Source organism: Nesterenkonia sp. AY15 (assembly GCF_022565855.1).
Classification (GTDB): Bacteria; Actinomycetota; Actinomycetes; order Actinomycetales; family Micrococcaceae; genus Nesterenkonia.
In genome coordinates this window covers 34,825-60,742 of record NZ_JAJOYV010000007.1, presented here as the reverse complement: position 1 = coordinate 60,742, position 25,918 = coordinate 34,825, and the positions used below count along the sequence as shown (strand labels likewise).

Genomic DNA, 25,918 nt, shown 5'->3' with positions numbered 1-25,918 from the left:
ATGACTGAGACTTCGCAGAACCCGAGCACATCGCCCATCTCCGGAGCGGCCCGCGGCGCCACCGCCGCCGCGCTGGGCAACATCGAGCGTCAGGTCCACTTCGCCGACGCCGAGACCATGTTCCGCAGCCTCGGCGCCGGGGACCTCGCGCTGCGCATCCTGCAGGGCATCTACCCGGCGTCCTCCATCGGGCTGCGTGATCAGCTGGTCACCGTGGGTGGGCCCGCCGGGGAGATCACCGGGATCGTGGAGATCCTCACCCAGCTCAAGACCCTGGCCGCCTCCGGGACCACGGTCACCGAGGAGATCATCGAACAGGTCGCCACCATGGTGCGCGCCGACGCCGCGCAGGACTCCGCGCGGATCGTGACCACCAACATCCTCTCCCACCGTGGGCGCACCATCCGGCCCAAGACCAAGAACCAGCAGACCTATGTGGACACCATCGACGAGTCCACCGTGGTCTTCGGCATCGGCCCCGCCGGCACCGGCAAGACCTACCTGGCCATGGCCAAGGCGGTCCAGGCGCTGCAGGCCCGCGAGGTCAACCGGATCATCCTGACCCGCCCCGCCGTGGAGGCCGGCGAGAAGCTCGGGTTCCTGCCCGGCAGCCTCAACGAGAAGATCGACCCCTACCTGCGCCCGCTCTATGACGCGCTGCACGACATGATCGACCCGGACTCGATACCGCGGCTGATGGAGTCAGGCATCATCGAGGTCGCCCCGCTGGCGTACATGCGCGGACGCACGCTCAACGACTCCTTCATCATCCTCGACGAGGCGCAGAACACCACCGCCGAGCAGATGAAGATGTTCCTGACCCGGCTGGGGTTCAATTCCAAGATCGTGGTCACCGGTGACATCACCCAGGTGGACCTGCCGCGCGGCACCGACTCCGGACTGCGCACCGTGATCGAGATCCTCGACGGCGTCGAGGGCATCGAGATCTCCCGCTTCGGCTCCGAGGACGTGGTCCGCCACGAACTGGTGGGCCGCATCGTGGACGCCTATGAACGCCACCAGGACCGGACTCCCGCCCCCGCGACCCGACGCGGAGGACGGCGATGACCGAGGTCCAGGTCACGGTCGAGGACAGCTCCGGCTCCGATCAGATCTCCGGAGCGCACCTTGCCGAGCTGCTGGACCTCACCGGATTCCTCTACGCCAAGCTCCACCTGGCACCTGCGGTGACGCTGTCGATCACGCTGGTGGACGAAGAGGCCATCGAGCAGCTTCACCTGGACTGGATGAACCTGCCCGGGGCCACCGATGTGATGAGCTTCCCGATGGACGAGCTCACCGCCGGCACCGCCGAGGACCCGGTCACCGAGGGCTTGCTCGGCGACATCGTGATCTGCCCCGGCGTCGCCGCCGCGCAGGCGAAGGCCAACGGGCACCCGCTCAGCGCGGAGCTCGCGCTGCTGGCCACCCACGGGGTGCTGCACCTGCTCGGACATGACCACGCCGAGGCGGCTGACCGTGAAGAGATGTTCACCCTGCAGCGAGTGCTCCTGGAGGAGTACCTCGGTCACGCTGCCCCGACGCCGACGGTCTGATCCATGGCCCTCGGCATCCTCATCATCCTTGCGCTGGTCTGCGCCGTGCTGGCCTTCGCGCTCTCCGCGGCCGACTCCGCGTTCCTGCGGCTGAGCCGCCGTGAGGCCGAGGAGATCGCCGAGCAGCGCGGCTCCACCGCCGTGGAGAAGATCCTCGCCCAGCCCGTGGCGCACACGCTCGCGCTGCAGACCTGGCGCTGGTTCTTCACCACCGCCGTCGTCGTGCTGGTCATCGTGGCCTCCGCGCTGGCCCTCGACGGGCTTGCCGCCGGCGCCGTGGCAGGCTCCGCGGTCCTGCTCATCGGCGGGGTCATCGCCGCGGCGATCTCCCCGCGGCGGGTCGGCCGGGGCCACCACCTGCTGGTCGCGGCCTCCACAGCGCAGCTGGTGCGCACCCTGCGGGTCGTGCTCGGACCCTTCCCCGAGGCGCTGAGCAGCATCGGCGCGCGCACCGTCCCGGGCACCGCACACACCGACCAGGGCTTCTTCGACGACGAGGAGTTCCGCGAATTCGTGGCCCGCGCCTCGGAGAAGGACATCATCGAGCACTCCGAGGCCGAGCTGATCCAGTCTGTCTTCGACCTCTCCGCCACCCGGGTCCGCGCCGTGATGGTCCCGCGCACCGACATGGTCACCGTGGAGTCCGGGACCAGCCTCGCCGAGGTCATGACGCTGTTCTTCCGCTCCGGACACTCGCGGATCCCGGTGGTGCGCGGCTCAGCCGATGACATCACCGGCATGATCTACCTCAAGGATGCCGCGTTCCTGCACCACCGGCTGCGCAGCGGGGAGCTGCTCAGCGCCTACACCGACCGCGACCCGGACTCGATCCTCATCGACGAGCTCCAGCGCGACGTCCGCTATGTGCCCGAGTCCAAACCGGTCTCCGAGTTCCTCTCCGAGCTGCAGCGCGAGTCCACCCACGTGGCCATCGTGGTCGACGAATACGGCGGCACCGCCGGGATGGTCACCCTGGAGGACCTGATCGAGGAGATCGTGGGGGAGATCGTGGACGAATACGACACCGAGTCCGCCGAGATCGAAGACCTCGACGACTCACGACGCCGGCTCTCGGCCCGCATGTCGGTCGACGACTTCGCCGAGCTCTACGAGCTCGACCTCGACGACGAGGAAGAGGTCGACACCGTCGGCGGTCTGCTCGCCAAGGCCCTGGGCCGGGTGGCGATCGCCGGATCCGAGGTCGAGATTCCGCGCCGCCACGGCCCCGGAGTGGTGCTGCGCGCCGACCGGCTCGAGGGGCGACGCAACCGGGTGAGCCACGTGCTCGCCTGGGAGGCCGAGGACCGGCGAGGCGCCAGAGCGGGGCTGGGCACCGACGCCGAGCCCGACGCTCTGCACCTCGACCCGACAGAGACGACAGCACAGACAGCACAGACAGCAGCACAGACGGCACCCCAGACAGCGGCCCAGACCGCAGTCCAGACAGCAGCCCAGCAGGACGACCGGGCCGCAGCCGCGGCCTCGGCGCAGGAGAGGATCGGAACACCACGATGAGCCCAATACAGATGCCGCCGCAGCAGGAGGGCTTCGCCGCGTTCGACGAGAACTTCCGCGCCGGATTCGCCAGCCTGGTCGGGCGCCCCAACGCCGGGAAGTCCACGCTGACCAACGCGCTGGTCGGGGACAAGGTGGCGATCACCTCCTCGAAGCCGCAGACCACCCGGCACACCATCCGCGGGATCGTGCACCGCAGCGACTTCCAGCTGGTCCTGGTCGACACTCCGGGGCTGCACCGCCCGCGGACCCTGCTCGGCAAGCGGCTCAACGGCCTGGTCATCGACACCCTCTCCGAGGTCGACGTCGTCGGGTTCTGCATCCCGGCCGACGAGAAGGTCGGGCCCGGTGACCGCTTCATCGCCGCCCAGCTGACCAAGCTCCCGCACAAGCGGGTCATCGCACTGGTCACCAAGGTGGACAAGGTCTCCCGCGAGGACCTCGCCGAGCAGCTCATGGCTGTGGACCAGCTCGGCCGCGAACACCTCGCCCAGGAGGGCAACCAGGCCGGCGGCTTCGCCGAGATCATCCCGGTCTCCGCCCTCGAAGGCGACCAGACCGAGGTGGTGATCGAACAGCTCGCCGCGATGATGCCACAGTCCCCGCCGCTCTACCCCGAGGGGGAGCTCACCGACGAGCCCGAGGCCATCATGGTCGCCGAGCTGGTCCGTGAAGCGGCCCTCGAAGACGTCCGCGATGAGCTGCCGCACTCGATCGCCGTGGTCGTCGAGGAGATGGTTCCCCGCGAAGATCGGCCCGCCGACAAGCCGCTGCTCGACGTCCGGGTCTCGATCCACGTGGAGCGCGACTCGCAGAAGGCGATCATCATCGGCAAGCGGGGCGCCCGGCTCAAGGCCATCGGCACCGACGCGCGGGCCGGGATCGTCAAGCTGCTGGGCACCCCGGTCTACCTCGATCTCCACGTCAAGGTGACCAAGGAATGGCAGCGCGACCCGAAGAAGCTCGGCCGGCTCGGCTTCTAGCCCCGGACAGCGGGGGTCGTCCACATGATGAGAATCAGGGTGACCCACTGCACACGCCCGCGCTGCGTGCTAGTTTGAAAGATGTGCAGACGATACGCCAGCGCGTCCTACGACTAGAGCTTCTCCGCCGCAGCGGGGAAGAGCTCGCGCACGTCTGATCCCAGCTCACCTCACCGGTCCAGCTCGTAGATCCAGCACAGCGCAGCACTTCCAGGTCGAATCCCCGCTGCGGAGCTCCTCCGCCTCGACCGCTCGCCCTCAGCTCGTTCACAGCAAGGAAGCTCCCATGCGCAAACTTCAGAAGACCTCACCCATGCCGTTCCAGCGGTATGTGCCCTTCGAGGAGCAGATCACCGTCTCGCTGCCCGACCGCACCTGGCCGGACAAGACCATCCGCACCGCCCCGCGCTGGTGCGCGGTGGACCTGCGCGACGGCAATCAGGCGCTGATCGACCCGATGACCCCGGATCGCAAGCACCGGATGTTCGAGCTGCTGGTGAGCATGGGGTTCAAAGAGATCGAGGTCGGGTTCCCCTCGGCCTCGCAGACCGACTACGACTTCGTCCGCCAGCTCATCGAGCAGGACAAGATCCCCGACGACGTCTACATCCAGGTGCTCACCCAGGCGCGCGAAGCCCTGATCGAGCGCACCTTCGAGGCCATCGCCGGGGCGCCGCGCGCCATCGTGCACCTGTACAACTCCACCTCGGTGCTGCAGCGCGAGGTGGTCTTCAAGGCTGACCGCGACGGGATCGTCGACATCGCCACCCAGGGCGCCCGGCTGTGCAAGAAGTACGAGGAGGCGATGCACGCGGCGGCCTCCACGCCCACCGAGATCGTCTACCAGTACTCCCCGGAGTCCTTCACCGGCACCGAGCTCGACTTCGCCGCCCACATCTCCGATTCCGTGGTCGACGTCTTCGGCGCCACCCCGGAGAAGCCGGTCATCATCAACCTGCCGGCCACGGTGGAGATGGCCACCCCGAACGTCTACGCCGACTCCATCGAATGGATGCACCGGAACCTGCGCAACCGCGAGTCGATCGTGCTCTCGCTGCACCCGCACAACGACCGCGGCACCGGCGTCGCCGCCGCAGAGCTGGGCTACATGGCCGGCGCCGACCGGATCGAAGGCTGCCTCTTCGGCAACGGAGAGCGCACCGGCAACGTCGACCTGGTGACCTTAGGCATGAACCTGTTCAGCCAGGGCATCGACCCGGAGCTCGACTTCCGCGATATGAGCACCATCCGCAGCACGGTGGAGCACTGCAACCAGATGGGAGTCCCGGAGCGCTCACCCTACGGCGGCGACCTGGTCTTCACCGCCTTCTCCGGCTCGCACCAGGACGCGATCAAGAAGGGCTTCGAGCACATGGACGCCCGCGCCGATGCGGCCGGGGCCTCCCGCGACGAGATCACCTGGGCCGTGCCGTACCTGCCCATCGACCCCAAGGACATCGGCCGCAGCTACGAGGCGGTCATCCGGGTCAACTCGCAGTCCGGCAAGGGCGGGGTCTCCTACCTGCTCAAGGCCGAACGCGGGATCGATCTTCCGCGCCGCGCCCAGGTCGAGTTCTCCGGGGTCATCCAGCGTCGAGCCGACGACGGCGGCGGCGAGGTCTCCGGCGAGGAGATCTGGCAGATCTTCCAGGACGAGTACCTGCCGGTGGACACCGCGCACCACCAGTGGGGCCACTACCGGCTGGACGAGGTCAACACCTCCTCCAACGCCGAAGGAGTGTTCCACATGGAGGTGGAGCTGCAGGCCGGCGGTCACGCCACGTCGCAGTCCGCCCACGCCAACGGTCCGATCGCTGCGCTGCTGCAGATCCTGGCCGACGACGGGGTAGACGTGCGGCTGCTGGACTACACCGAGCACGCCATGAGCCAGGGCGGGGACGCCCAGGCGGCATCCTTCGTGGAGCTGGCGATCGGGGAGCGGGTGCTGTGGGGAGTGGGGCTGGATCACAACACCACCCTGGCCTCGCTGCAGGCAGTGATCTCGGCGGTGAACCGCGCGCTGCGCGACGCCGCCCCGGTCCGCTGACCGGCACCCCGGCAGCCCAGGGCCTGCGCCCATGCCGCTGTAGTACTCTGCCACCATGGCCGGCTCCACCTTCGCGTCCCGCTCCTACCGGGACGCCGCGATCATCCTGCGCACCCAGAACCTGGGTGAGGCGGACCGCATCATCACCGCGCTGACCTCAGCGAACGGGCTGGTGCGCGCGGTTGCGAAGGGGGTGCGCCGCACCTCCTCGAAGTTCGGCGCCACCGTGGAGCCGTTCATGGTGGCAGATGTGCAGTTCGTGCACGGGCGCTCCCTGGACATCGTCACCCAGGCCACGTCGAAGAACACCTACGGTCCGCCGATCGTCGCCGACTATGACAAGTACATGGCGGCGAGCACCATGGCCGAGACTGCCGAGCGGCTGATGGACGTCGAGTCGGATCCGGCCTTCGGCGGCGCCCAGTTCCGGCTGCTCCACGGCGGATACTCGGCTCTGGCCCGCGGAGTCCACCCGGCCGACGTCGTGCTGAACTCCTACCTGCTGCGCGCTTTGTCCTCCGCCGGCTGGGCGGTCACCTGGACCGCCTGCGTGTCCTGCGGCAAGCCCGGCGCCCACACCGGCTTCCACCCCGCCGCCAGCGGGCCGGTCTGCACCGACTGCCGGCCACCGGGCACCCGGACCCTGGATCCGGCCACGGTGGAGCTGCTGCACGCGCTGCAGCACGGCCACTGGGAACACACCCGATCCTTCCGCAGCGACATCCGGCATGAGGCCACGAACGTGGTGATCAGCTACGCCCAACACCACCTGGATCGCCGACTGAGCTCGCTGGGACTCTGAACCGAGCGGGCAGAGGCTGGAGTCGCCGCGGCCGCGCCGGCGAGAGCAGATCCGGTGAGAGCTGATCCGGGGAGTGTCGCACGGTCGGGGTGCCGGCTGCGCCGGCGCGACATGGAAGAATGGACGCCATGTCCCTGCCCATCCATCAGGATCCCGCCCCCCGCCCCGACCGCGTCTCGGCACCGCAGCTGCCCCCGGAACTGGTGCCGGCCCATGTCGGGATCGTGATGGACGGCAACGGGCGCTGGGCGAACCAGCGCGGACTCCCGCGCACCGAAGGGCACCGGGCCGGTGAGGCCGCGCTGATGGACGTCATCGCCGGCGCGATCGAGATCGGCGTCAAACACATCAGCGTCTACGCGTTCTCCACCGAGAACTGGAAACGCTCACCCGATGAGGTGCGCTTCCTGATGGGCTACTCGCGCGAAGTGCTGCGCCGGCAGCGCGACGTGCTGAACTCCTGGGGCGTGCGGATCCGCTGGAACGGGCAGCCCGGACGCCTGTGGCGCTCGGTGATCAAGGAGCTCGAGACCTCCGAGGAGCTGACCGCACAGAACACCCGCTTCACGCTGACCATGTGCGTGAACTACGGCGGCCGCGCCGAGATCACCGACGCGGTCAAGCTGATCGCCGCCGAGGTCGCCGCCGGTCGGATGGACCCGCGCAAGATCACCGAGAAGACCGTGGCCGCCCATCTGGACGAGCCCGACCTCCCCGACGTCGACCTCTTCCTGCGCAGCTCCGGGGAGCAGCGCATCTCGAACTTCCTGCTCTGGCAGTCCGCCTACGCCGAGCTGGTCTTCATGGACGTGCTCTGGCCCGACGTGGACCGCACCACTCTGTGGGAGGCCGTGGAGATCTACGCCCGTCGTGATCGCCGCTACGGCGCGGCGGTGGACAGGTTCTCCGCAGGACGCTCAGCCTCGGGCGCGTAGGCCCGCAGCCAGCGCTGCACCTCGTCCAGCGCCCGGGTGCGCACCGCATCTTCTGAGGCGAAGACGTCATGGATCGCCCCGTGCACCCGCACCACGGTGACCTGATCGCCGAGCTTGACCGCCCGGCGGGCCAGCAGCTCCACGTCGAGCACCGAGTCGGACTCCTGCAGCTCCTCGGTCCAGTGCCGCCGGTAGGCGGTCACACCCGAGAGCAGCACCAGGATCGGCAGCTGCAGCCCCAGCCCCTCGTAGACCTTGCGCTGACCGGTCAGCACTGCACGCATCCAGCCCACCCGGATCGGGAAGGACGTGCGCGGGCGCCACCGAGGATGCAGCGTCCATTCGCCCTGCGCCTGATCCGAGAGCGTCTGCCAGTAGTTGTCGACGGCCGGCAGCTTCAGCGCGCGCGTGGGGGAGAACTGCCCCAGCGGTGCCAGGAAGCCCTCGGTGGCGGTGCGCGCGGCGACGTCGCCGGAGAGCTCCAGCCATGGACTGTTCAGCACCAGCGCGCTGATCGCTCCAGGGTTGCGCTGCGCCCACAGCACGGCGATGAGACCACCGGTGGAGTGGGCTTCGATGATCGGGGCCGGAGCGTCGGGGTGCAGCGAGTGGATCTCGCTGAGCGCGGCCTCGATGTCGGCGTCGTAGGTGCTCAAGTCATCGACATAGCCCGGCGTCTGCCAGCTGCGCAGGCTCCGGCCGTATTTGCGCAGATCCAGCGCGTAGAAGGGACGCCCCCAGCTCTGCCAGCGACGAGCCATCGGAATGTTGTAGAAGTAGTCGGCCCAGCCGTGCAGGTGCAGCACCGGGGCCAGCTGCGCTGGGTGGTCCGGCTCGGCAGGGGTCTGCCCGGCCGCCGACTCGGTCCCACCCGCTGCCGGGCGCTCATCCTGGACCGCCTGCTGTTCTGGATCGGGGGAGTAGCTGACCAAAGTCGCGCTGACCGGCCCCTCCTCGTCCTCACCGAGGGGCAGCGTGAGCCGCTTGCAGCCCTGGAGATGATCAGGAGACCAGAGGCCCACAGGGGAGTCTTCGAGCAGTTGATCCATGCTCACCATCCTAGGAGGCAACACCGGGCCGACCGGCATCCTAGGATGGGAGCCATGTACCGCTTCGTCTTCAAGACCGTCTTCACCCGGCTCGATCCCGAGAAGGCCCACCACCTGGTCGTCTCCGGGCTGCGGCTGAGCAGGCGACTCGGGGGCGGCAGAGTGCTGGAGCGGCTGTGCCGCCCGGATGAGTCGCTGCAGATCCGTGCGCTGGGCCTGGTCTGGCCCTCACCCTTCGGCCTCGCCGCCGGCTTCGACAAGGGCGCCACCTCGGTGCTGCCGCTGGCGCACCTGGGATTCGGACATATCGAGATCGGCACCGTGACCGCCGCCGCGCAGCCGGGAAACCCGACGCCGCGGCTCTTCCGACTCGTCGAGGACCGCGCGCTGATCAACCGCATGGGCTTCAACAACGACGGCGCGGAGGAGGTCCGTCCGCGACTGGTTCAGATCCGCGAGCAGATCTCCCGGCTCAAGCGGGCAGGTCGGCACGCGCCGGTGATCGGCGTGAACATCGGCAAGACCAAGGTGACCCCGCTTGAACACGCCACCGAGGACTACCTCGTCTCCGCCCGGATGCTGGCTCCGGTGGCGGACTATCTGGTGGTCAACGTGTCCTCACCGAACACTCCGGGGCTGCGTCAGCTCCAGGACATCACCGCGCTGCGGCCGCTGCTCGCCGCGGTGGGTGCGGAGGCCGACGACGCCGCGCAGCGCCACGTGCCGCTGCTGGTGAAGATCGCGCCCGATCTGGCCGACTCCGACGTCGACGCCGTGGCCGAGCTGGTCAGCGACCTGGGGCTGGACGGGGTGATCGCCACGAACACGACGATCTCCCGCGAGGATCTGCACAGCGACCCGGAACAGGTGCAGGCCGCGGGGGCCGGCGGACTCAGCGGCCCGGTGCTCGCCGAACGCTCCAAGCAGGTGCTGACCCGGCTGCGCGCCGCGCTGCCGCGCACCACCGCGATCATCTCCGTCGGGGGAGTGACCTCAGGGGCCGACGTGGCCGAGCGGCTCGCGCTCGGCGCCGACCTGGTGCAGGGCTACACGGCCTTCGTCTATGAGGGTCCGTTCTGGGTGCGCCGGATCAACCGCGACCTGAGGTCGCTGCTGCGAAGCGGCTGAGGCCCCGCCGCTCGGGCGGGGCTCATGCTCAGGCGGGGAAGTGTCCTCGGGCCACCAGCGGCTTGGGAAGCCGCAGTCGGCGGATCTGCAGCGATCGCATCGCGGCGTAGAAGGGGAGTCCGCGTTCACGGTTCTCGATGCCGAACTTGGCATCGATCTTCTTGCGCACGGTGCGCCCGACCCACACGGCCTCGACGAGGACGGCGAGCACGAAGAGCCAGAGGATCTGGCTGACGATGATGCGCATCCCCTCGTTCATGACGAAGGATGCGAAGAGGAAGACCAGCACCAGGACCAGCATCCACTCACCGATGCCGAAGCGCGCGTCGACGTAGTCCCGGACGTAGCGTCGCTGGGGACCGCGATCGCGAGCAGGAAGATACTTCTCCTCGCCGGTCTCCATCGCCCGGCGCATCTTCACCCGCTGATCGGCCATCTGCTGGCGCTGGGCGGCGCGGGCGACCTTGCGATCGTTCTGCACCAGCGGGCGCTTTCGTGCCGCCTGCTGCTGGCTGCGCTTCGGTGTGGGCACGCCCTTCTTCTCAGGCTGACGCCTGGTGTTCTGGGCCTGCTCGCGAGCTTGCGCGGCTTCAGCCTCGGCGATCTGGTCGGCAGTGTTTTTCTTACGTCCTAGCACCCCGCCAGTGTAGCGGGAATAATGGACTCAATCCCTGCGCCGTGCTCGACCGCCGGGAATGAACCTCGTGGCCCTCGGCGTTGTTACCGTAGAGCACAGGCCTGCCGCTACAACCAGAGAGGTGTATGCCATGAGCACCACCACCCAGGACACCGCCGCCGGATCCGCCGCTGAGACCGAATCAGCCGAGATCACCGGATCCGCCGTCGATGGCTTCAAGACCCACCAGGTCGAACTCAGTGAGACCGCCGCCGAGAAGGTCTCCTCGCTGCTTCAGCAGGAGGGCCGCGAAGATCTGCGGCTGCGCGTGGCCGTGCAGCCCGGCGGCTGCTCCGGCCTGATCTACCAGCTCTACTTCGACGAGCGCGTCCTCGACGGGGATGCACTGCGCGACTTCAGCGGTGTCGAGGTCGTCGTGGACAAGATGAGCGTGCCCTACCTCGAGGGCGCGAAGATCGACTTCGAGGACTCCATCTCGAAGCAGGGGTTCACCATCGACAACCCCAATGCCGGCGGCTCCTGCGCCTGCGGCGACTCCTTCCACTGACCGAATCCTGCAGGGCTCATCGGTCCGCTCCGTCGGGTTCCGACGCCGGGCCCTGACCCGGTCCGCTGAGTCACAGCGTCATAAAGCAGACACATCGGCAGCGGATTCAGCCGCTGCCCAGCACGAGCGAAACTCCGCTTCTCCCGTTTTCTACACGGGGTAGAAGCGGAGTTTTCTCGTATCCGGGGTTCGGAGGCAGGGTCGAAGGAGCAGATCAGATGCGTCGGGCGCGGGTGTCCGTCCTCCCGGTCCTCTACAGGACGTAGTAGTCTGGAGCGCGAAGCGTTCATGGTGGTTCGAACTCTGCGCACAGCGCGGTCAACGGGTCACGGAGAACGCACATTCGCACACCGAGATAGAGGAAGGGCCGTCTGTGAGTTCGCATAATCGAACCGGCAGCCGAGGCCGTGCATTGAAGTCAGTTGCACTGGCCAGCGCGGCGGCACTGGTGCTCAGCGCCTGCTCGGAAGAGCAGCCTGCACAACGAGGATGGCTTCCGGGCAGCCGGGACACCACCAGCAACACTGCGGAGTTGACCGACCTGTGGGTCAACTCCTGGATCGCCGCGCTGATCGTGGGCCTCATCACCTGGGCACTGATGCTCTGGTGCATGGTCGCCTACCGTCGCCGCAAGGGGGAGACCGGCTACCCGCGCCAGATCGCGTACAACGTGCCGCTGGAGATCATGTACACCATCGTCCCGCTGGTCATGGTGGGCGTGCTGTTCTTCTACACCAACCAGGTGCAGCGCTCAGTCGATGAGCCCTACACCGAACCCGATCTGGTCGTCGACGTCCGAGGCAAGCAGTGGGCCTGGGACTTCAACTACAACTACGACGGCGACGAGCGCTACTTCGCCGGTGTCCAGGCCGAGCTCACCGGTGAAGAGGGCGTGCGCGAGACGCTGCCCACCCTCTACCTTCCGGTGGATCAGCCCGTCACCTTCGAGCTCAACGCCCGCGACGTCATCCACTCCTTCTGGATCCCGGCCTTCCTGCAGAAGCGCGACATGATCCCGGGTCGCACCAACGAGATCCACCTGACCCCGCAGGAGCTTGGCAGCTTCGACGGCAAGTGTGCAGAACTCTGCGGCGAGTACCACTCGGAGATGCTCTTCAACGTGGAGGTCGTCACCGAGGACGAGTTCCGTGACTACCTCGAGACCCTGCCCGAGGGTCAGCTCGGCGACGAGTATGACCGCAATCCAAACCTCCACGAAAACGTGGCCGGAACTGAAGGGGACGACTGACTGTGGCGACCCTCGAATACACCGCCGACGAAGCGCGTGAGGTCTCGCGCGTCGTCCCCCGCTCCAAGGGGAAGATCGTCGTCAACTGGCTGACGACCACCGATCACAAGGTGATCGGCTACATGTACCTGATCACCTCCTTCCTGTTTTTCTGCGTCGGCGGCGTCATGGCGCTGCTGATCCGTGCGGAGCTCTTCGAGCCCGGCATGCAGCTGCTGCAGACCAAGGAGCAGTACAATCAGCTCTTCACCATGCACGGCACGGTGATGCTGCTGATGTTCGCGACCCCGCTGTTCGCCGGCTTCGCCAATGCCATCATGCCGCTGCAGATCGGCGCCCCGGACGTGGCCTTCCCCCGGCTGAACGCGTTGGCCTTCTGGTTCTTCCTCTTCGGCGCCCTGGTCGCCATGGCAGGCTTCCTCACCCCCCAGGGTGCGGCCTCCTTCGGCTGGTTCGCCTACGCTCCGCTGTCTGACACCACGTATTCACCGGGAGTCGGTGGTGACCTATGGGTGTTCGGCCTGGCCTTGACCGGCTTCGGCACGATCATGGGCGGGGTCAACTTCATCACCACGATCCTGTGCATGCGCGCTCCAGGCATGACCATGTGGCGGATGCCGATCTTCGTGTGGAACACGCTGATCACCTCGATCCTGGTCCTGATGGCCTTCCCGCCGCTCGCGGCCGCGCTGTTCGGACTCGGTCTCGACCGGAGGTTCGGCGGGCACATCTTCGATCCGGAGGCAGGCGGTGCGGTCCTCTGGCAGCACCTGTTCTGGTTCTTCGGACACCCGGAGGTCTACATCATCGCGCTGCCGTTCTTCGGCATCGTCTCCGAGATCCTGCCGGTCTTCAGCCGCAAACCGATCTTCGGCTATAAGGGCCTGGTCTACGCGACGATCGCGATCGCCGCGCTCTCGGTGACCGTGTGGGCCCACCACATGTATGTCACCGGAGCCGTGCTGCTGCCGTTCTTCGCGCTGATGACCATGCTGATCGCGGTGCCCACAGGGGTGAAGTTCTTCAACTGGATAGGCACGATGTGGCGAGGGTCGCTGACCTTCGAGACGCCGATGCTCTGGAGCCTCGGCTTCCTGGTGACGTTCCTCTTCGGCGGACTCACCGGCATCATCCTGGCCGCGCCGCCGCTGAACTTCCACCTCTCGGACACCTACTTCGTGGTCGCTCACTTCCACTACGTGGTCTTCGGCACCGTGGTCTTCGCGATGTTCGCCGGATTCCACTTCTGGTGGCCCAAGTGGACCGGCAAGATGCTCAACGAGCGCCTGGGCAAGATCAGCTTCTGGATGCTCTTCGTCGGCTTCCACGGCACCTTCATGATCCAGCACTGGCTCGGCGTCATGGGCATGCCGCGTCGTTACGCGGACTACATGGTCGAGGACGGGTTCACCACCATGAACCAGTTCTCCACGGTGTTCTCGATGCTGCTGGGCGCCTCGCTGATCCCGTTCTTCTGGAACGTCTGGATCACCGCACGCAAGGGCAAGAAGGTGCTGGTGGATGACCCGTGGGGCTTCGGCGGCTCGCTCGAATGGGCGACCTCCTGCCCACCGCCGCGGCACAACTTCTACTCGCTGCCGCGCATCCGCTCCGAGCGTCCCGCGCTGGATCTGCACCACCCTGAGCTCGCTGACCGGCACACCCTGCAGACACCTGCGGGCAAGATCTTCGGTCCAGCGGATCAGCAGGACAAGGAAGGCGTCTGATGAAGGCAAATATCGGGTTGTTCCTAGGCCTGGGCGTCTTCGTCCTCATCGTGGCCTTCATCTACGGCTTCTGGAGCGGATGGTCAGACATGGCCGGGTTCCCGCTGCTCCTGCTCACCGCAGGCATGGCGTTCATGCTCTGGTTCTACCTGCGGATGGTCGCGAAGAACCACGACGTGCTCGACGGGGACAACCCGGCGGGCGAGATCGAGCACATGGCCGGCAACTACGGCGAGTTCGCTCCCTGGAGCTGGTGGCCGCTGGGCCTCGGCTTCTCCGCAGCGTTCGCGTTCTTCGGCCTGGCCATCGACTGGTGGGTGTTCTTCATCGCGCTGATCCCCGGTCTGTTCTTCATCACCGGCTGGGTGCTGGAGTTCAACCGCAAGCGCTACGCGCACTGATCAGCCCAGACGCACCGCTGGAGAAGGCCCGCCGTGAGCATCGACTCACGGCGGGCCTTCTCGTCCCCGGACGCCCCGCGCGGTGCGTAGAATCCTTGCTATGACGATCCGCCCCATCACGATCCACGGTGAACCGGTGCTGCACCGACGCGCACAGGAGGTCGAGACCATCGACGACTCCATCCGCGAGCTGGTGGCCGACATGTTCGAGACCCAGGACGCCGCCCACGGGGTGGGACTGGCGGCCCCGCAGATCGGCGTCGGGCTGCGCATCTTCACCTACAGCTTCGCCGATTCAGGCGATCAGCCCTCCCGTGGAGTGATCATCAACCCGCGGCTCCGCCTGATCGGCAAGGTCTCCAAGGAGTCCGCCGACCCCGAGGAGGAATCCGAGGGCTGCCTGTCCGCGCCGGGGTACAACTACCCGCTCAAGCGCAGCGAGCACGTGGAGATCACCGGGCTCGACGTCGCGGGGGAGCCGCTGCAGTTCGAGGCTACCGGATGGTTCGCCCGAATCCTGCAGCACGAGTACGACCACCTTGACGGCTACCTCTATGTCAATCGGCTGGACCCCAGATGGGCGCGGCGCTGGAAGAAGGTCGTGAAGAAGGAGGGCTGGAACCAGCCCGGCCTCACCTGGCTCCCCGGAGTCGACCCTGATCCATTCGGCCATGACGAGCCCGAAGACCCGGCTCGTGCCGAAGACCCAGCGTCAAGGGACGCCGGTCAATCCGACGACGCCGGTCAGGCCGAGCGGGGCGTCAGCTCACACTCTGGCTGAACGCCACCCAGCGGCGCAGCACATCAGCCGCGGCGCCAGAGTCGATGGACTCTTCGGCCCGGCGCATGTTGGCCGTCAGCCGGTCCACCAGCGGCCCCTGGGCCATTTCATCGAGGCTGGTCAGTCCGGCCGCGGCATTGAGCACGACGGCGTCTCGCACGGGCCCAGGCTCCCCGGAGAGCATCTGCCGCACGATCTGCGCGTTCTCGGTGCCGGAACCACCGCGCAGGTCCGCCACGGACACGCGGGGGAGTCCGACATCCTCAGGCTCCAGGGCGGTGTGTGAGACCTCGCCGGAGCGGATCTCCCAGATGTCGGTGGCGGCGGAGGTGGTGATCTTGTCCCGCCCGTCCCTCCCGCGGAACACCAGGCCGCGGGTGCCGCGCATGGCGAGCACCTCAGCCATCTTCGGTGCCAGCGTGGGGCTGGCGCAGCCCAGCGCCTGGGCGGTCACACGTGCCGGGTTCGACAGCGGCCCCAGGAAGTTGAAGACCGTGCGGATGCCGAGCTGACGCCGCACCGGCCCGACGTGGCGCATCGAGGGATGGAAGCTCTGCGCGAAGAGGAAGGTGATCCCGACCTCCTCCGCGGCGCGGGCCACCTGCTCGGCGCCCATGCTGAGGTCCACTCCCAGTGCCTCGATGACATCGGCCGCGCCGGCAGTGGTGGAGGCGCCGCGGTTGCCGTGCTTGACCACGCGTGCCCCGGCCCCCACGGCGGTCAGTGAGGCCATCGTGGAGATGTTCACGGTGCCCAGCATGTCTCCACCGGTGCCCACGATGTCCAGGGTGGGTCCGGGGATGCTCAGCGGGACGGCCTTGTCCATCATCGTGGCGCTGAGCCCGACGAGCTCCTCGGCGACCTCGCCCTTGGCACGCAGCGCGACCAGGAAGGCGGCGATCTGCCCGTCACCGAGGGCCCCGCTCATGAGCCTCTCCATCGCCCAGGCTGAGGTGGCTGCGCTGAGGTGCTCTCCGGCCAGGAGCGTCTCCAGCAGCTCGGACCAGCTCGCGGGCACCGGGGTCGCGCGGAGCAGCGGATCGGGTGAGTGTGGAAGTTTCACAGCCCCAGACTATCGGCCGATCACGGTCCGGGTCCGACCAATTTCGACACGCTGTAGAAATATTGTCGACTTTTTTGACCGGCTCCACCTTGGCGGATCCTGGGAATGGCGCGGAATCCGCCCCCTGACAAGGATCTGGAACCACGCCATAGTGACCGACGGTGTCGCAAACTGCTGGGCTTTCAGGACATAATGAATGCGTGACGACTGCAACCCAAGCCCCAATCGCTCCGGCGCGAACACTGCCGAACCGCCCGAACATGGTGTCCGTGGGCACCATGGTCTGGCTCACCAGTGAGCTCATGTTCTTCGCCGGCCTGTTCGCCATGTTCTTCACACTGCGTTCCACGCAGTCTGAGATGTTCGCCGAGGGTGCCAGTGAACTGGACATCCCGTTGGCCACCACGATCACGGTGATCCTGGTTGCAAGCTCGGTGACGGCTCAGTTCGGTGTCTTCGCTGCTGAGCGGCACCAGCCGCGCCGCACCGGCGGCACATTCCAGATCAAGCACTGGGGCATGGTCGAGTGGTACATCCTCTCGTTCATCATGGGCGCCATCTTCATCGGCGGTCAGACCTACGAGTTCGCGGTGATGGTCTCCCATGGGATCACCGTCTCATCGAACGCGTTCGGCTCCGCCTTCTACATCACCACCGGCTTCCACGGGCTGCACGTCATCGGTGGTCTCGTGGCCTTCCTCTATGTGATTGCGCGGGCGTACTTCAGCGTGAAGTTCACCCACAAGGAGGCTCACGCCGCCGTCGTCGTGTCGTATTACTGGCACTTCGTCGACGTCGTGTGGATCGCACTGTTCGGCATCGTCTACCTGCTGCCGCTGTTCGCCTGATCAACGCGCCCAGCCGAAGCACACCAGCTTGTATCGCATCGAAAAGTTAGGAACCGGCACGTGAAGGCACTCTCACAGAAGCGTCGCCACCCGCTCGCGGCAGTGGCGCTGCTCCTCCTGGGCCTCTTGCTCACCGGAGGGCTCTACGCCGCGGCGACCTCCATCAACGAGGCTCAGGCATCGAACGCCGCTGACGTCTACTCCGCCTCCGACGTGGAGGAGGGCGAGCGGCTCTTCGTGGCCAACTGCGCCACCTGCCACGGCATCAACGCAGAAGGCTCCGACGCCGGCCCCTCGCTGATCGGCTCCGGTGCCGCCGCGGTCGACTTCCAGGTCGGCACCGGACGCATGCCGATGCAGATGTCAGGTCCGCAGGCGCAGAAGAAGCCGGCTCAGTTCAACGATGAACAGACCATGCAGCTCTCGGCCTACGTCGCCTCGCTGGGCTCCGGCCCCGCGGTGCCCGCGGCCGAGTACCTCGATGTCGAAGAGGGCAACATCGCCCGCGGCGGCGAGCTCTTCCGGATCAACTGCGCCATGTGCCACAACGCCGCCGCCGCCGGCGGCGCGCTGACCGAAGGCAAGTACGCCCCCGGGCTGGACGGCGTGGAGTCAGTGCACATCTACGAGGCCATGGTCACCGGCCCGCAGAACATGCCTGAGTTCACCGACGCCAACATCCCTCCCGAGGACAAGCGCGACATCATCGCCTTCCTGAAGAACAACGAATCTCAAAGCGCGCCGGGCGGCTTCGCCCTGGGCTCGCTGGGACCGGTCTCGGAAGGTCTGCTGATCTGGACCCTCGGACTGGCCCTGCTGATCGGCTCGATGGTCTGGCTGACCTCACGGTCCTCCTGAGCATCCGCCGCAGCACCTAAGCACCCGCACACGTAAACACTGAAGCAAAGGACGAGAACCATATGGGCGAGCACGGTAACGGTGATCCGAGCACGGGCGCCGTCATCAAAGCAGGTGAGGGAAGGTCGAGCGGCTACGCCATCGACAACCCGGGCCTGCCCCCGCACCGCCCGCGGTTGGCAGACGCGGACGAGAAGGCCGCCAAGCGCGCCGAGCGGCAGGTCTCTGCGCTCTTCCTGATCTCGATCATCGGTACCGTGATGTTCTTCGTCGGCTACTTCGCCGTCGGCGTCACCGCCGGGGATCTGAGCATGCTCCGGCTGCAGAACACGCTGCTCGGAGTCGGCGTGGCCTTTGCCATGCTGGGCATCGGACTCGGAGTCGTCCAGTGGGCCCGCGCACTGATGCCGGACCACGAGGTCGTCGAAGACCGCAAGCCGCTGCGCAAGGAAGAGGACCGCGCCGAGGCTGCCCAGACGGTCGACGAGATCCTCGACGAGACCCAGATCAAGCGGCGTCCGCTGCTGCGCAACACGCTCATCGGCGCCGCCCTGCTGGCCCCGCTGCCCGCCGTCGTCGTCTTCCGCGATCTTGATCGCTCCGAGGACTTCGGGCCCGAGCGGATGCGGCACACGCTGTGGACCGAGGGGGTGCGCCTGGTGCGCGACCCCACCGGCACCCCGATCCGCGCTTCCGACCTCACGGTCGGCTCGGCGGTGCACGCCATCCCGGAGACCCTCCGCGAGGTCTCCGGGCACGGCGATCGCCTGGCCGAGAAGGCCAAAGCCGTCGTCCTGCTGATCCGGATGAATCCCGATGACTTCGAGGCCGTGACCCCAGGTCGCGAGGACTGGAAGCACGAGGGAATCATCGCCTGTTCCAAGGTCTGCACGCATGTCGGCTGCCCGGTGGCGCTCTATGAACGTCACACGCATCACCTGCTGTGCCCCTGTCACCAGTCGACCTTTGACGCCGCTGCGGAGTTCAAGGTCACCTTCGGTCCGGCAGGCCGGCCGCTGCCCCAGCTGCCCATCACCGTCGACGATGAGGGCTTCCTCATCGCTCGCAGCGACTTCACCGAACCCGTCGGCCCCACCTACTGGGAGCGTGGCTAAAACTCATGAGCAGTCAGTCTCTAGAATCCAAGTACACCGAGGAGCAGTACTCCGAGGTGGACCAGTACCAGCCGGCGACCCGCACCGGCAAGATCGCGAACTACGTCGATCAGCGCGTGGGCGGTACCGGCATGGTCCGCGAGTTCGGCCGCAAGGTCTTCCCGGACCACTGGACCTTCATGTTCGGCGAGGTCGCGCTCTACAGCTTCGTCATCACCGTGATCTCAGGTGCGTTCCTGACCTTCTGGTTCGATCCCTCCATGGCCAGCACGCGCTACGACGGGGCCTACGTCCCGCTGCAGGGCGTGGAGATGTCCACCGCCTACGCCACTTCGCTGGAGCTCTCCTTCGATGTGCGCGGCGGCCTCTTCATGCGCCAGCTCCACCATTGGGCCGCCTTGATGTTCATCATGGCGATGGCGATCCACATGCTGCGCGTCTTCTTCACCGGCGCGTTCCGCAAGCCGCGCGAGCTGAACTGGGTCGTCGGCTGCACCCTGCTGCTGGCAGGCCTGGGCGCCGGCTTCACCGGCTACTCGCTGCCCGATGAGGTGCTCTCCGGCAACGGTCTGCGCATCATCGACGGCATGCTCAAGGCGATTCCCGTGGTCGGCACCTACATCTCCTTCTTCCTCTTCGGCGGGGAGTTCCCCGGCGACGAGGTCATCCCGCGGCTCTACTCGCTGCACATCTTCATCATCCCTGCGGTGATCCTGATCCTTATCGCGGTCCACCTGTTCATGGTGGTCACCCACAAGCACACCCAGTACCCCGGCCCAGGCCGCACCGAGCGCAACGTGGTCGGCTACCCGATCGGACCCGTCTACGCGGCCAAGGCCGGCGGCTTCTTCTTCGTGGTCTTCGGTGTCCTGGCCCTGCTGGCAGGCACCTTCCAGATCAACGCACTGTGGAACTACGGGCCCTATGACCCGTCTCCGGTGCAGGCAGGCACCCAGCCTGACTGGTACATCGGCTGGTTCGACGGCTTGCTGCGCCTGATGCCGGGCTACATCGGCGACATACCGCTGGAGTTCGTGCTGCCGACGCCTTGGGGCGGCAACAGCGTGGCTACGCCTGTGCTGGTCACGTTCATCCCGATCACCGCTCTGCTGCTCGGTCTGTTCGTCTGGCCCTGGATCGAGGCCTGGATCACCGGTGACAAGAGGGAACACCACATCCTGGACCGCCCGCGAAACGTCCCCGGACGCACCGCCTTCGGCATGGCCATGATGATCTGGTACTTCGTGATGTGGGCTGCCGCGTCCTCGGACCTGATCGCGACCCACTTCTCGCTCTCGTTCAACGACGTGCTCATCTGGCTCCGGGTGCTGTTCTTCGCCGGACCGATCCTCACGTTCATCATCACCAAGCGGATCTGTCTGGCCCTGCAGCGCAAGGATCGCGAGATCGTGCTGCACGGCAACGAGGCGGGCGTCATCGAGATGCTTCCGCACGGTGAGTTCCGTGAGAAGCACACCCGGGTCAGCGACTACGAGCTCTACACGCTGGTCTCCTACGAGTCTCCCGAGGTCACCGCGGCCCGCCCCAACTCCCGGGGCAAGGTCGGACTGCTCGAGAAGTCACGGGTGAGGCTCAACCGGACCTTCTTCGAGGACCGGGTCGCACCGGTCAGCCGCGAGGAGTACATCGAGGCGCTCTCCCACGATGACCACGGGACTGCCGCCGAGCTGCCCGCCGGTTCGGTCGGAGCCATCGAGTCCAAGAAGAACTGAGCATCGTGAGGCGCTGATCATCCGGCGCTGGACGCAGAGAAGCGGCCGTCTCCCTCTCGGGAGGCGGCCGCTTCGTCGTCTGCGGCGTCTGCGGCGTCAGCGGGTTCTGTCGGTGCCGCGGGCGAGCTGTCGCTTGCCCGTCATCTCGTGCCCGTCACCTGTTGTCCGTGCCCCGGATGATCGAGCGCAGCTTCTCCAGCCGCTCCGAGACGGCGCGTTCGGCGCCGTTGCCGGTGGGCTTGTAGTAGTCCACCCCGATCAGCTCATCGGGCACGTACTGCTGGGTCGCGACGTGATGCGGCTGGTCATGGGCGTAGATGTAGCCCTTGCCATGGCCCATCCGGTGTGCCCCGGAATAGTGTGCGTCACGCAGATGCGGCGGGACCGCGCCGGACTTCCCGGCGCGCACGTCGGCTATGGCGGCGTCGAGGGCCTTATAGGAGGCGTTGGACTTCGGCGCGGTGGCGATGTGCACCGTGGCCTGGGCGAGCAGGATCCGTCCCTCCGGCATGCCGATGAGCTGCACGGCATCTGCCGCCGCCATGGCGGTCTGCAGCGCCGTGGGGTCGGCCATGCCGACTTCTTCTCCGGCGGCGATGACCAGCCGGCGGGCGATGAAGCGCGGGTCCTCTCCGGCGACCACCATCCGCGCCAGGTAGTGCAGCGCGGCGTCGGGGTCCGAGCCGCGCAGCGACTTGATGAAGGCGGAGACGATGTCGTAGTGCTGGTCCCCGTCTCGGTCGTACCGCTGCACGGCGAAGTCCATCGCCTGTTCGGCGTCCCGGGCGGTGATCAGCACCGGGGCGTCCGACGCCGGCTCATCGGCCGAGGCTCCTTCAGACACATCCGAAGCGTCCTCGGGGGAGCGGCCCATGGCGACGGCGGCGGCGGCCTCCAGGGTGGTCAGCACCCGGCGCGCATCACCTCCGGCCATGCGCAGAATATGATCCCTGGCCGTGTCTTCGAGCTCGAAGGCCGAGTCGAGGCCGCGGGTGTCCTGCAGCGCCCGGGTGATCAGTCCGGAGAGGTCATCCTGGGTCAGTGAGCGCAGGGTGAGCATCAGTGACCGGGAGAGCAGCGGGGCGATGATCGAGAAGGACGGGTTCTCCGTGGTCGCGGCGACCAGGATGACCCAGCCGTTCTCCACTCCCGGCAGCAGGGCATCCTGCTGGGCCTTGTTGAACCGATGGATCTCATCGAGGAACAGCACGGTGGTCTGCCCGCGGAGATCTCGATCCTCCAGCGCACGGTCCATGACCTGTCGGACGTCCTTCACACCGGCCCGGATGGCGGAGAGCTCCACGAACTTCCGCGAGGCGCCACGGGCGAGCACATGGGCCAGCGTGGTCTTGCCGGTGCCGGGAGGGCCGTAGAGGATCACCGAGGAGGCGCCGGCGGGTCCGCGGGACCCTTCAGCCAGGACGCGCAGCGGGGACCCCTGCTCGAGCAGATGCTGCTGGCCGAGCACCTCCGCGAGGGTGCGCGGTCGCATCCGCACCGCCAGCGGAGTATGCCGACGACGCGCGCCCGCCTCCGCCGTGGAGGCCGGGGCGGGCGCGTCGTCGTCGCCGAAGTCATCGGAGGCGAAGAGGTCCCCCGTGATGGGATCGGCCACTGCGCCTCCTAGAGCTGGGTTCGTAGATAGATTCGATAAGAATCCGTTCCAGGCTACCCGGTGCGGCTCAGGCCTGGGACTCAGGCTCAGCCCTTGGTGCCGGTCCTGCCCTCTGCCTTGGCCTCGGTGCCGGCCTCAGCCTTCGGCTCGGGCTTGGCGTCGACGCCGGCCTCCTTGCGCTGCTGCGCGGTGATCGGGGCGGGCGCCGCGGTGAGCGGGTCGTAGCCGCCGCCGGACTTGGGGAAGGCGATGACCTCGCGGATGGAGTCCTCACCGGCGAGCAGCGAGACCACGCGGTCCCAGCCAAAGGCGATGCCGCCGTGCGGGGGAGCGCCGAACTTGAAGGCGTCGAGCAGGAACCCGAACTTCTCCTGCGCCTCGTCCTCGGGAATGCCCATGACCTTGAAGATCCGCTCCTGGACGTCGCGGCGGTACACGCGCAGCGAGCCGCCGGCGATCTCGTTGCCGTTGCAGACCAGGTCGTAGGCGTTGGCCAGCGCCGAGGCCGGATCGGTGTCGAAGCTCTCGGCGAACTCCGGCTTGGGGGCGGTGAACGCGTGGTGCACGGCGGTCCAGGCACCGGATCCCACGGCCACATCGCCGGCGGCCTGGGCCAGGGCTGCGGGCTCGAACATCGGGGCGTCGACCACCCAGACGAAGGACCACGCGTCCTGATCGATGAGTCCCACACGCGCGGCGATCTCGTTGCGCGCGGCGCCGAGGAGTCCGCGGGAGGGCGAGACCTCACCGGCGGCGAAGAAGACGCAGTCCCCGGGGGAGGCCCCGGTGGCGGCTGCCAGTCCGGCCTTCTCCGGCTCGGAGAGGTTCTTGGCCACGGGGCCGCCGAGCTCGCCGTCCTCACCGATGAGCACATACGCCAGGCCCTTGGCGCCGCGCTGCTTGGCCCATTCCTGCCAGGCGTCGAGGGTGCGGCGGGGCTGCGAGGCGCCGCCGGGCATCACCACGGCACCGACATAGGGAGCCTTGAAGACCCTGAAGGGGGTGTCCTTGAAGTAGTCGGTGAGCTCGGTGAGCTCCAGCTCGAAGCGCAGATCAGGCTTGTCCGAGCCGTAGCGGGCCATCGCCTCGTGGTAGGTGATGTGCGGGATCTCGGCGGGCAGGTCCACGTCGATGAGCTTCCAGAGCCTGCGCACGAGCTCCTCGCCGAGGGAGAGGATGTCCTCCTGCTCCACGAAGCTGGCTTCGATGTCGAGCTGCGTGAACTCGGGCTGGCGGTCCGCGCGGAAGTCCTCGTCGCGGTAGCAGCGGGCGAGCTGGTAGTACTTCTCGAAGCCACCGACCTGGAGCAGCTGCTTGAACAGCTGGGGGGACTGCGGCAGCGCGTACCAGGCGCCCGGTGCCAGGCGCGCCGGGACCAGGAAGTCGCGGGCACCCTCTGGGGTGGAGCGGGTCAGCGTCGGCGTCTCGATCTCGGTGAAGGACTCGTGGTGCAGCAGGTCGCGGGCGACCCGGTTGGCCTCGGAGCGCAGCCGCAGCGCGCGCTGCGGCCCTTCCCGGCGCATGTCGAGGTAGCGGTGGCGCAGCCGCGCCTCCTCGCCGACCTCGACGTGCTCATCGATCTGGAAGGGCAGCGGTGCCGCGGTGTTGAGCACCGTGACGGTCTCGGCCAGCACCTCGACCTCGCCCGAGGGCAGGTTGGGGTTCTCGTTGCCCGCGGGACGGCGCTCCACCGAACCGGTCACCTGCAGCACGAACTCGTTGCGCAGCGGATCGAAGTCGGCCTCCTCGCGCACCACGACCTGGGCCACGCCCGAGGAGTCACGCAGATCGAGGAAGGCCACTCCGCCGTGATCTCGGCGCCGCGCCACCCATCCGGTGAGGGTGACGGTCTGGCCTATGTTCTCGGCGGTGAGTGAGCCGGAGGTGTGTGTGCGGAGCACGGTGTCCTTCCTGAGGGATCAGTTGCTGGTGCGGGCCTGCGGCCCGGGGAGTCAGTCGGTGGCCGATTCTACTATCCGCGGGAGCGCGTCCTCGGCCGGGGGCGTCCAGCTGGCCGGATCCGCGGGGCTCTGGGCACCGGTGCGGATGTCCTTGACCTCATGGGCGCCGTCGTCGTCGGTGAACCAGACATAAGGGATGCCGCGGCGGTCAGCGTGGCGGATCTGCTTGCCGAACTTCTCAGCCTTCAGCGCGACCTCCACATTGATCCCCCGGAGGCGCAGCGCGTCGGCCACGTCCTGGGCGGCCCCCCAGTCCTCGTCGGAGCGCAGCGCCACGAAGACTGCGGTGGGGACCTTCCGGCTGGCGGAGAGCCCGCCCTCGGCCAGGATCCGGGAGATCAGTCGGGTGACCCCGATGGAGAGCCCGACGCCGGGGAAGGTGCGCCTGCCCTTGGAGGCCAGTGATTCATAGCGGCCGCCGGAGCAGACCGAGCCCAGCGATTCGTGACCGATCAGCACGGTCTCGTAGACGGTGCCGGTGTAGTAGTCGAGGCCGCGGGCGATGGAGAGATCAGCGGTGACCCGACCGGGGACCCGCTTGTTCAGCTCCGCGACGACCTCTTCAAGCTCGGCCAGCCCGGCGTCGAGCAGCTCATCGGCCTCCACGGTGCCCAGCAGGGCGCGCACCGCGGTGACGAAGGAGGTGTCGGTGGCGCGGATCTGGGCGAGCTCGAGCGCCTGCTGCGCCTGCTGCGGGGTGGCGGCACCGGTGGAGACCAGCTCCTCGCTGACCTTCTCGGCGCCGATCTTCTCCAGCTTGTCGATCGCGCGCAGCACCGCGGTGGTGTCGCTGAGACCGATGGAGCGGTAGAACCCCTCGGAGAGCTTGCGGTTGTTGACCCGGAGCATGAAGTCGCCGATCGGCAGCGCCTCGAGCGCCTTGGCCATGACCACGCCGATCTCCACGTCGCTGCGGAAGGGGAGCGCGCCGTCGCCCACCAGGTCGATGTCGGCCTGGGTGAACTCGCGGTAGCGCCCGTCCTGGGGGCGTTCACCGCGCCAGACCTTCTGGATCTGGTACCGCCGGAAAGGGAAATCCAGGTGCCCGGCGTTCTCCACCACGTAGCGGGCGAAGGGCACGGTGAGGTCGAAGTGCAGGGCCAGTCGGGCCTCGCGGCCCTCTTCCTCCTGCAGCCGGGAGACGGCGTAGATCTCCTTGTCGATCTCGCCCTTCTGCAGCAGCGTGTCGATGGTCTCCACCGCCCGGGACTCGATGGAGGCGAAGCCGTGGCGTTCGAACACCTCGCGAAGCGTGTCCAGCACGTGCAGCTCCACCAGACGCTCCTCGGGGAGCCATTCGATGAAGCCGGAGAGAGAGGTGGTTCGTGCCATGAGTGTGCGCGCAGTCCTTGGGTCGTCGGGGGAGCC

23 protein-coding genes are annotated in these 25,918 nt (G+C 67.5%); 17 read left to right on the top strand and 6 right to left on the bottom strand.

Annotated elements, in window-relative coordinates; all coding sequences use genetic code 11:
- From LSI54_RS10760 to LSI54_RS10730, 7 genes are all read left to right on the top strand, one after another.
- Positions 1 to 1,068, top strand: coding sequence for a PhoH family protein (locus tag LSI54_RS10760; protein ID WP_241464542.1), 1,068 nt, complete (start codon positions 1 to 3; stop codon positions 1,066 to 1,068).
- Positions 1,065 to 1,556: an rRNA maturation RNase YbeY gene (gene ybeY, locus LSI54_RS10755; protein ID WP_241478355.1), complete on the top strand. Its 492-nt coding sequence runs from the start codon at positions 1,065 to 1,067 to the stop codon at positions 1,554 to 1,556. The genes LSI54_RS10760 and ybeY overlap by 4 nt, the downstream gene beginning before the upstream one ends.
- Positions 1,557 to 1,559: 3 nt before the next feature.
- Complete coding sequence (locus tag LSI54_RS10750; protein WP_241478354.1) at positions 1,560 to 3,071, top strand: hemolysin family protein; 1,512 nt, start codon at positions 1,560 to 1,562, stop codon at positions 3,069 to 3,071.
- Positions 3,068 to 4,054 (top strand): GTPase Era, encoded by a 987-nt coding sequence (gene era / locus LSI54_RS10745; protein WP_370642616.1) that lies wholly within the window; start codon positions 3,068 to 3,070, stop codon positions 4,052 to 4,054. The genes LSI54_RS10750 and era overlap by 4 nt, the downstream gene beginning before the upstream one ends.
- Positions 4,055 to 4,340: 286 nt before the next feature.
- Complete coding sequence (gene leuA, locus LSI54_RS10740) at positions 4,341 to 6,101, top strand: 2-isopropylmalate synthase (protein WP_241469705.1); 1,761 nt, start codon at positions 4,341 to 4,343, stop codon at positions 6,099 to 6,101.
- 55 nt (positions 6,102 to 6,156) lie between these two features.
- Entirely contained in the window at positions 6,157 to 6,903 is a 747-nt protein-coding gene (gene recO, locus LSI54_RS10735; protein WP_241464546.1) for a DNA repair protein RecO, read from the top strand.
- A gap of 128 nt (positions 6,904 to 7,031) precedes the next feature.
- Positions 7,032 to 7,838 (top strand): isoprenyl transferase, encoded by an 807-nt coding sequence (locus LSI54_RS10730; RefSeq protein WP_241464547.1) that lies wholly within the window; start codon positions 7,032 to 7,034, stop codon positions 7,836 to 7,838.
- Here the strand turns inward: LSI54_RS10730 and LSI54_RS10725 are convergent.
- On the bottom strand, positions 7,784 to 8,887 hold the full coding sequence (locus LSI54_RS10725; RefSeq protein ID WP_241464548.1) for an alpha/beta hydrolase: 1,104 nt from the start codon (positions 8,885 to 8,887) through the stop codon (positions 7,784 to 7,786). The two genes, LSI54_RS10730 and LSI54_RS10725, sit on opposite strands and share 55 nt — an antisense overlap.
- A 54-nt stretch (positions 8,888 to 8,941) precedes the next feature.
- Between LSI54_RS10725 and LSI54_RS10720 the strand changes: the two genes are divergently transcribed.
- Positions 8,942 to 10,015, top strand: coding sequence for a quinone-dependent dihydroorotate dehydrogenase (locus LSI54_RS10720; RefSeq protein ID WP_241464549.1), 1,074 nt, complete (start codon positions 8,942 to 8,944; stop codon positions 10,013 to 10,015).
- Positions 10,016 to 10,043: 28 nt separating this feature from the next.
- Here LSI54_RS10720 and LSI54_RS10715 read toward each other — a convergent pair whose 3' ends face one another.
- Entirely contained in the window at positions 10,044 to 10,652 is a 609-nt protein-coding gene (locus LSI54_RS10715; protein WP_241464550.1) for a DUF3043 domain-containing protein, read from the bottom strand.
- Positions 10,653 to 10,782: 130 nt separating this feature from the next.
- Between LSI54_RS10715 and LSI54_RS10710 the strand changes: the two genes are divergently transcribed.
- From LSI54_RS10710 to def, 5 genes are all read left to right on the top strand, one after another.
- Positions 10,783 to 11,199, top strand: a complete 417-nt coding sequence (locus LSI54_RS10710; protein ID WP_241464551.1) for a HesB/IscA family protein — start codon at positions 10,783 to 10,785, stop codon at positions 11,197 to 11,199.
- Between the two features lie 373 nt (positions 11,200 to 11,572).
- Positions 11,573 to 12,448 (top strand): aa3-type cytochrome oxidase subunit II, encoded by an 876-nt coding sequence (gene ctaC / locus LSI54_RS10705; protein ID WP_241478353.1) that lies wholly within the window; start codon positions 11,573 to 11,575, stop codon positions 12,446 to 12,448.
- A 2-nt stretch (positions 12,449 to 12,450) separates the two neighbouring features.
- Positions 12,451 to 14,175 carry an aa3-type cytochrome oxidase subunit I gene (ctaD, locus tag LSI54_RS10700; RefSeq protein WP_241478352.1) on the top strand — a complete coding sequence of 575 codons (1,725 nt, stop codon included), beginning with the start codon at positions 12,451 to 12,453 and terminating at the stop codon, positions 14,173 to 14,175.
- Positions 14,175 to 14,576: a cytochrome c oxidase subunit 4 gene (locus LSI54_RS10695; RefSeq protein WP_241464554.1), complete on the top strand. Its 402-nt coding sequence runs from the start codon at positions 14,175 to 14,177 to the stop codon at positions 14,574 to 14,576. Before ctaD ends, LSI54_RS10695 begins: the two co-directional genes overlap by 1 nt.
- 100 nt (positions 14,577 to 14,676) lie before the next feature.
- Positions 14,677 to 15,357, top strand: coding sequence for a peptide deformylase (gene def / locus LSI54_RS10690; RefSeq protein ID WP_241478351.1), 681 nt, complete (start codon positions 14,677 to 14,679; stop codon positions 15,355 to 15,357).
- Here the strand turns inward: def and trpD are convergent.
- Positions 15,338 to 16,420: an anthranilate phosphoribosyltransferase gene (trpD, locus tag LSI54_RS10685; protein ID WP_241478350.1), complete on the bottom strand. Its 1,083-nt coding sequence runs from the start codon at positions 16,418 to 16,420 to the stop codon at positions 15,338 to 15,340. The two genes, def and trpD, sit on opposite strands and share 20 nt — an antisense overlap.
- A gap of 200 nt (positions 16,421 to 16,620) precedes the next feature.
- Between trpD and ctaE the strand changes: the two genes are divergently transcribed.
- From ctaE to qcrB, 4 genes are all read left to right on the top strand, one after another.
- A complete protein-coding gene (gene ctaE, locus LSI54_RS10680) occupies positions 16,621 to 17,268 on the top strand; it encodes an aa3-type cytochrome oxidase subunit III (RefSeq protein WP_370642613.1) in 648 nt (215 codons plus the stop codon).
- A 60-nt stretch (positions 17,269 to 17,328) separates the two neighbouring features.
- Positions 17,329 to 18,126 carry a cytochrome bc1 complex diheme cytochrome c subunit gene (qcrC, locus tag LSI54_RS10675; RefSeq protein ID WP_241464555.1) on the top strand — a complete coding sequence of 266 codons (798 nt, stop codon included), beginning with the start codon at positions 17,329 to 17,331 and terminating at the stop codon, positions 18,124 to 18,126.
- 62 nt (positions 18,127 to 18,188) lie between these two features.
- Positions 18,189 to 19,241 carry a cytochrome bc1 complex Rieske iron-sulfur subunit gene (gene qcrA, locus LSI54_RS10670; protein WP_241478349.1) on the top strand — a complete coding sequence of 351 codons (1,053 nt, stop codon included), beginning with the start codon at positions 18,189 to 18,191 and terminating at the stop codon, positions 19,239 to 19,241.
- A 5-nt stretch (positions 19,242 to 19,246) separates the two neighbouring features.
- Complete coding sequence (gene qcrB / locus LSI54_RS10665) at positions 19,247 to 20,974, top strand: cytochrome bc1 complex cytochrome b subunit (RefSeq protein ID WP_241478348.1); 1,728 nt, start codon at positions 19,247 to 19,249, stop codon at positions 20,972 to 20,974.
- A gap of 154 nt (positions 20,975 to 21,128) precedes the next feature.
- Here qcrB and LSI54_RS10660 read toward each other — a convergent pair whose 3' ends face one another.
- The 3 genes from LSI54_RS10660 to hisS form a co-directional block, all read right to left on the bottom strand.
- Positions 21,129 to 22,589 (bottom strand): replication-associated recombination protein A, encoded by a 1,461-nt coding sequence (locus LSI54_RS10660; RefSeq protein ID WP_241469690.1) that lies wholly within the window; start codon positions 22,587 to 22,589, stop codon positions 21,129 to 21,131.
- An 86-nt stretch (positions 22,590 to 22,675) separates the two neighbouring features.
- A complete protein-coding gene (aspS, locus tag LSI54_RS10655; RefSeq protein WP_241478347.1) occupies positions 22,676 to 24,490 on the bottom strand; it encodes an aspartate--tRNA ligase in 1,815 nt (604 codons plus the stop codon).
- Between the two features lie 51 nt (positions 24,491 to 24,541).
- The gene (gene hisS, locus LSI54_RS10650) at positions 24,542 to 25,882 is read right to left on the bottom strand and encodes a histidine--tRNA ligase (RefSeq protein WP_241476233.1); all 1,341 of its coding nucleotides are present in this window, start codon (positions 25,880 to 25,882) and stop codon (positions 24,542 to 24,544) included.
- Positions 25,883 to 25,918 lie beyond the last annotated feature (36 nt).

What these genes read in the sequence shown, in the direction of transcription:
- LSI54_RS10760 (WP_241464542.1), top strand. Translation starts at nt 1, where the DNA reads ATGACTGAGACTTCGCAGAACCCGAGCACATCGCCCATCTCCGGAGCG.
- ybeY (WP_241478355.1), top strand. Translation starts at nt 1,065, where the DNA reads ATGACCGAGGTCCAGGTCACGGTCGAGGACAGCTCCGGCTCCGATCAG.
- LSI54_RS10750 (WP_241478354.1), top strand. Translation starts at nt 1,560, where the DNA reads ATGGCCCTCGGCATCCTCATCATCCTTGCGCTGGTCTGCGCCGTGCTG.
- era (WP_370642616.1), top strand. Translation starts at nt 3,068, where the DNA reads ATGAGCCCAATACAGATGCCGCCGCAGCAGGAGGGCTTCGCCGCGTTC.
- leuA (WP_241469705.1), top strand. Translation starts at nt 4,341, where the DNA reads ATGCGCAAACTTCAGAAGACCTCACCCATGCCGTTCCAGCGGTATGTG.
- recO (WP_241464546.1), top strand. Translation starts at nt 6,157, where the DNA reads ATGGCCGGCTCCACCTTCGCGTCCCGCTCCTACCGGGACGCCGCGATC.
- LSI54_RS10730 (WP_241464547.1), top strand. Translation starts at nt 7,032, where the DNA reads ATGTCCCTGCCCATCCATCAGGATCCCGCCCCCCGCCCCGACCGCGTC.
- LSI54_RS10725 (WP_241464548.1), bottom strand. Translation starts at nt 8,887, where the DNA reads ATGGATCAACTGCTCGAAGACTCCCCTGTGGGCCTCTGGTCTCCTGAT.
- LSI54_RS10720 (WP_241464549.1), top strand. Translation starts at nt 8,942, where the DNA reads ATGTACCGCTTCGTCTTCAAGACCGTCTTCACCCGGCTCGATCCCGAG.
- LSI54_RS10710 (WP_241464551.1), top strand. Translation starts at nt 10,783, where the DNA reads ATGAGCACCACCACCCAGGACACCGCCGCCGGATCCGCCGCTGAGACC.
- LSI54_RS10695 (WP_241464554.1), top strand. Translation starts at nt 14,175, where the DNA reads ATGAAGGCAAATATCGGGTTGTTCCTAGGCCTGGGCGTCTTCGTCCTC.
- def (WP_241478351.1), top strand. Translation starts at nt 14,677, where the DNA reads ATGACGATCCGCCCCATCACGATCCACGGTGAACCGGTGCTGCACCGA.
- qcrA (WP_241478349.1), top strand. Translation starts at nt 18,189, where the DNA reads ATGGGCGAGCACGGTAACGGTGATCCGAGCACGGGCGCCGTCATCAAA.
- qcrB (WP_241478348.1), top strand. Translation starts at nt 19,247, where the DNA reads ATGAGCAGTCAGTCTCTAGAATCCAAGTACACCGAGGAGCAGTACTCC.
- hisS (WP_241476233.1), bottom strand. Translation starts at nt 25,882, where the DNA reads ATGGCACGAACCACCTCTCTCTCCGGCTTCATCGAATGGCTCCCCGAG.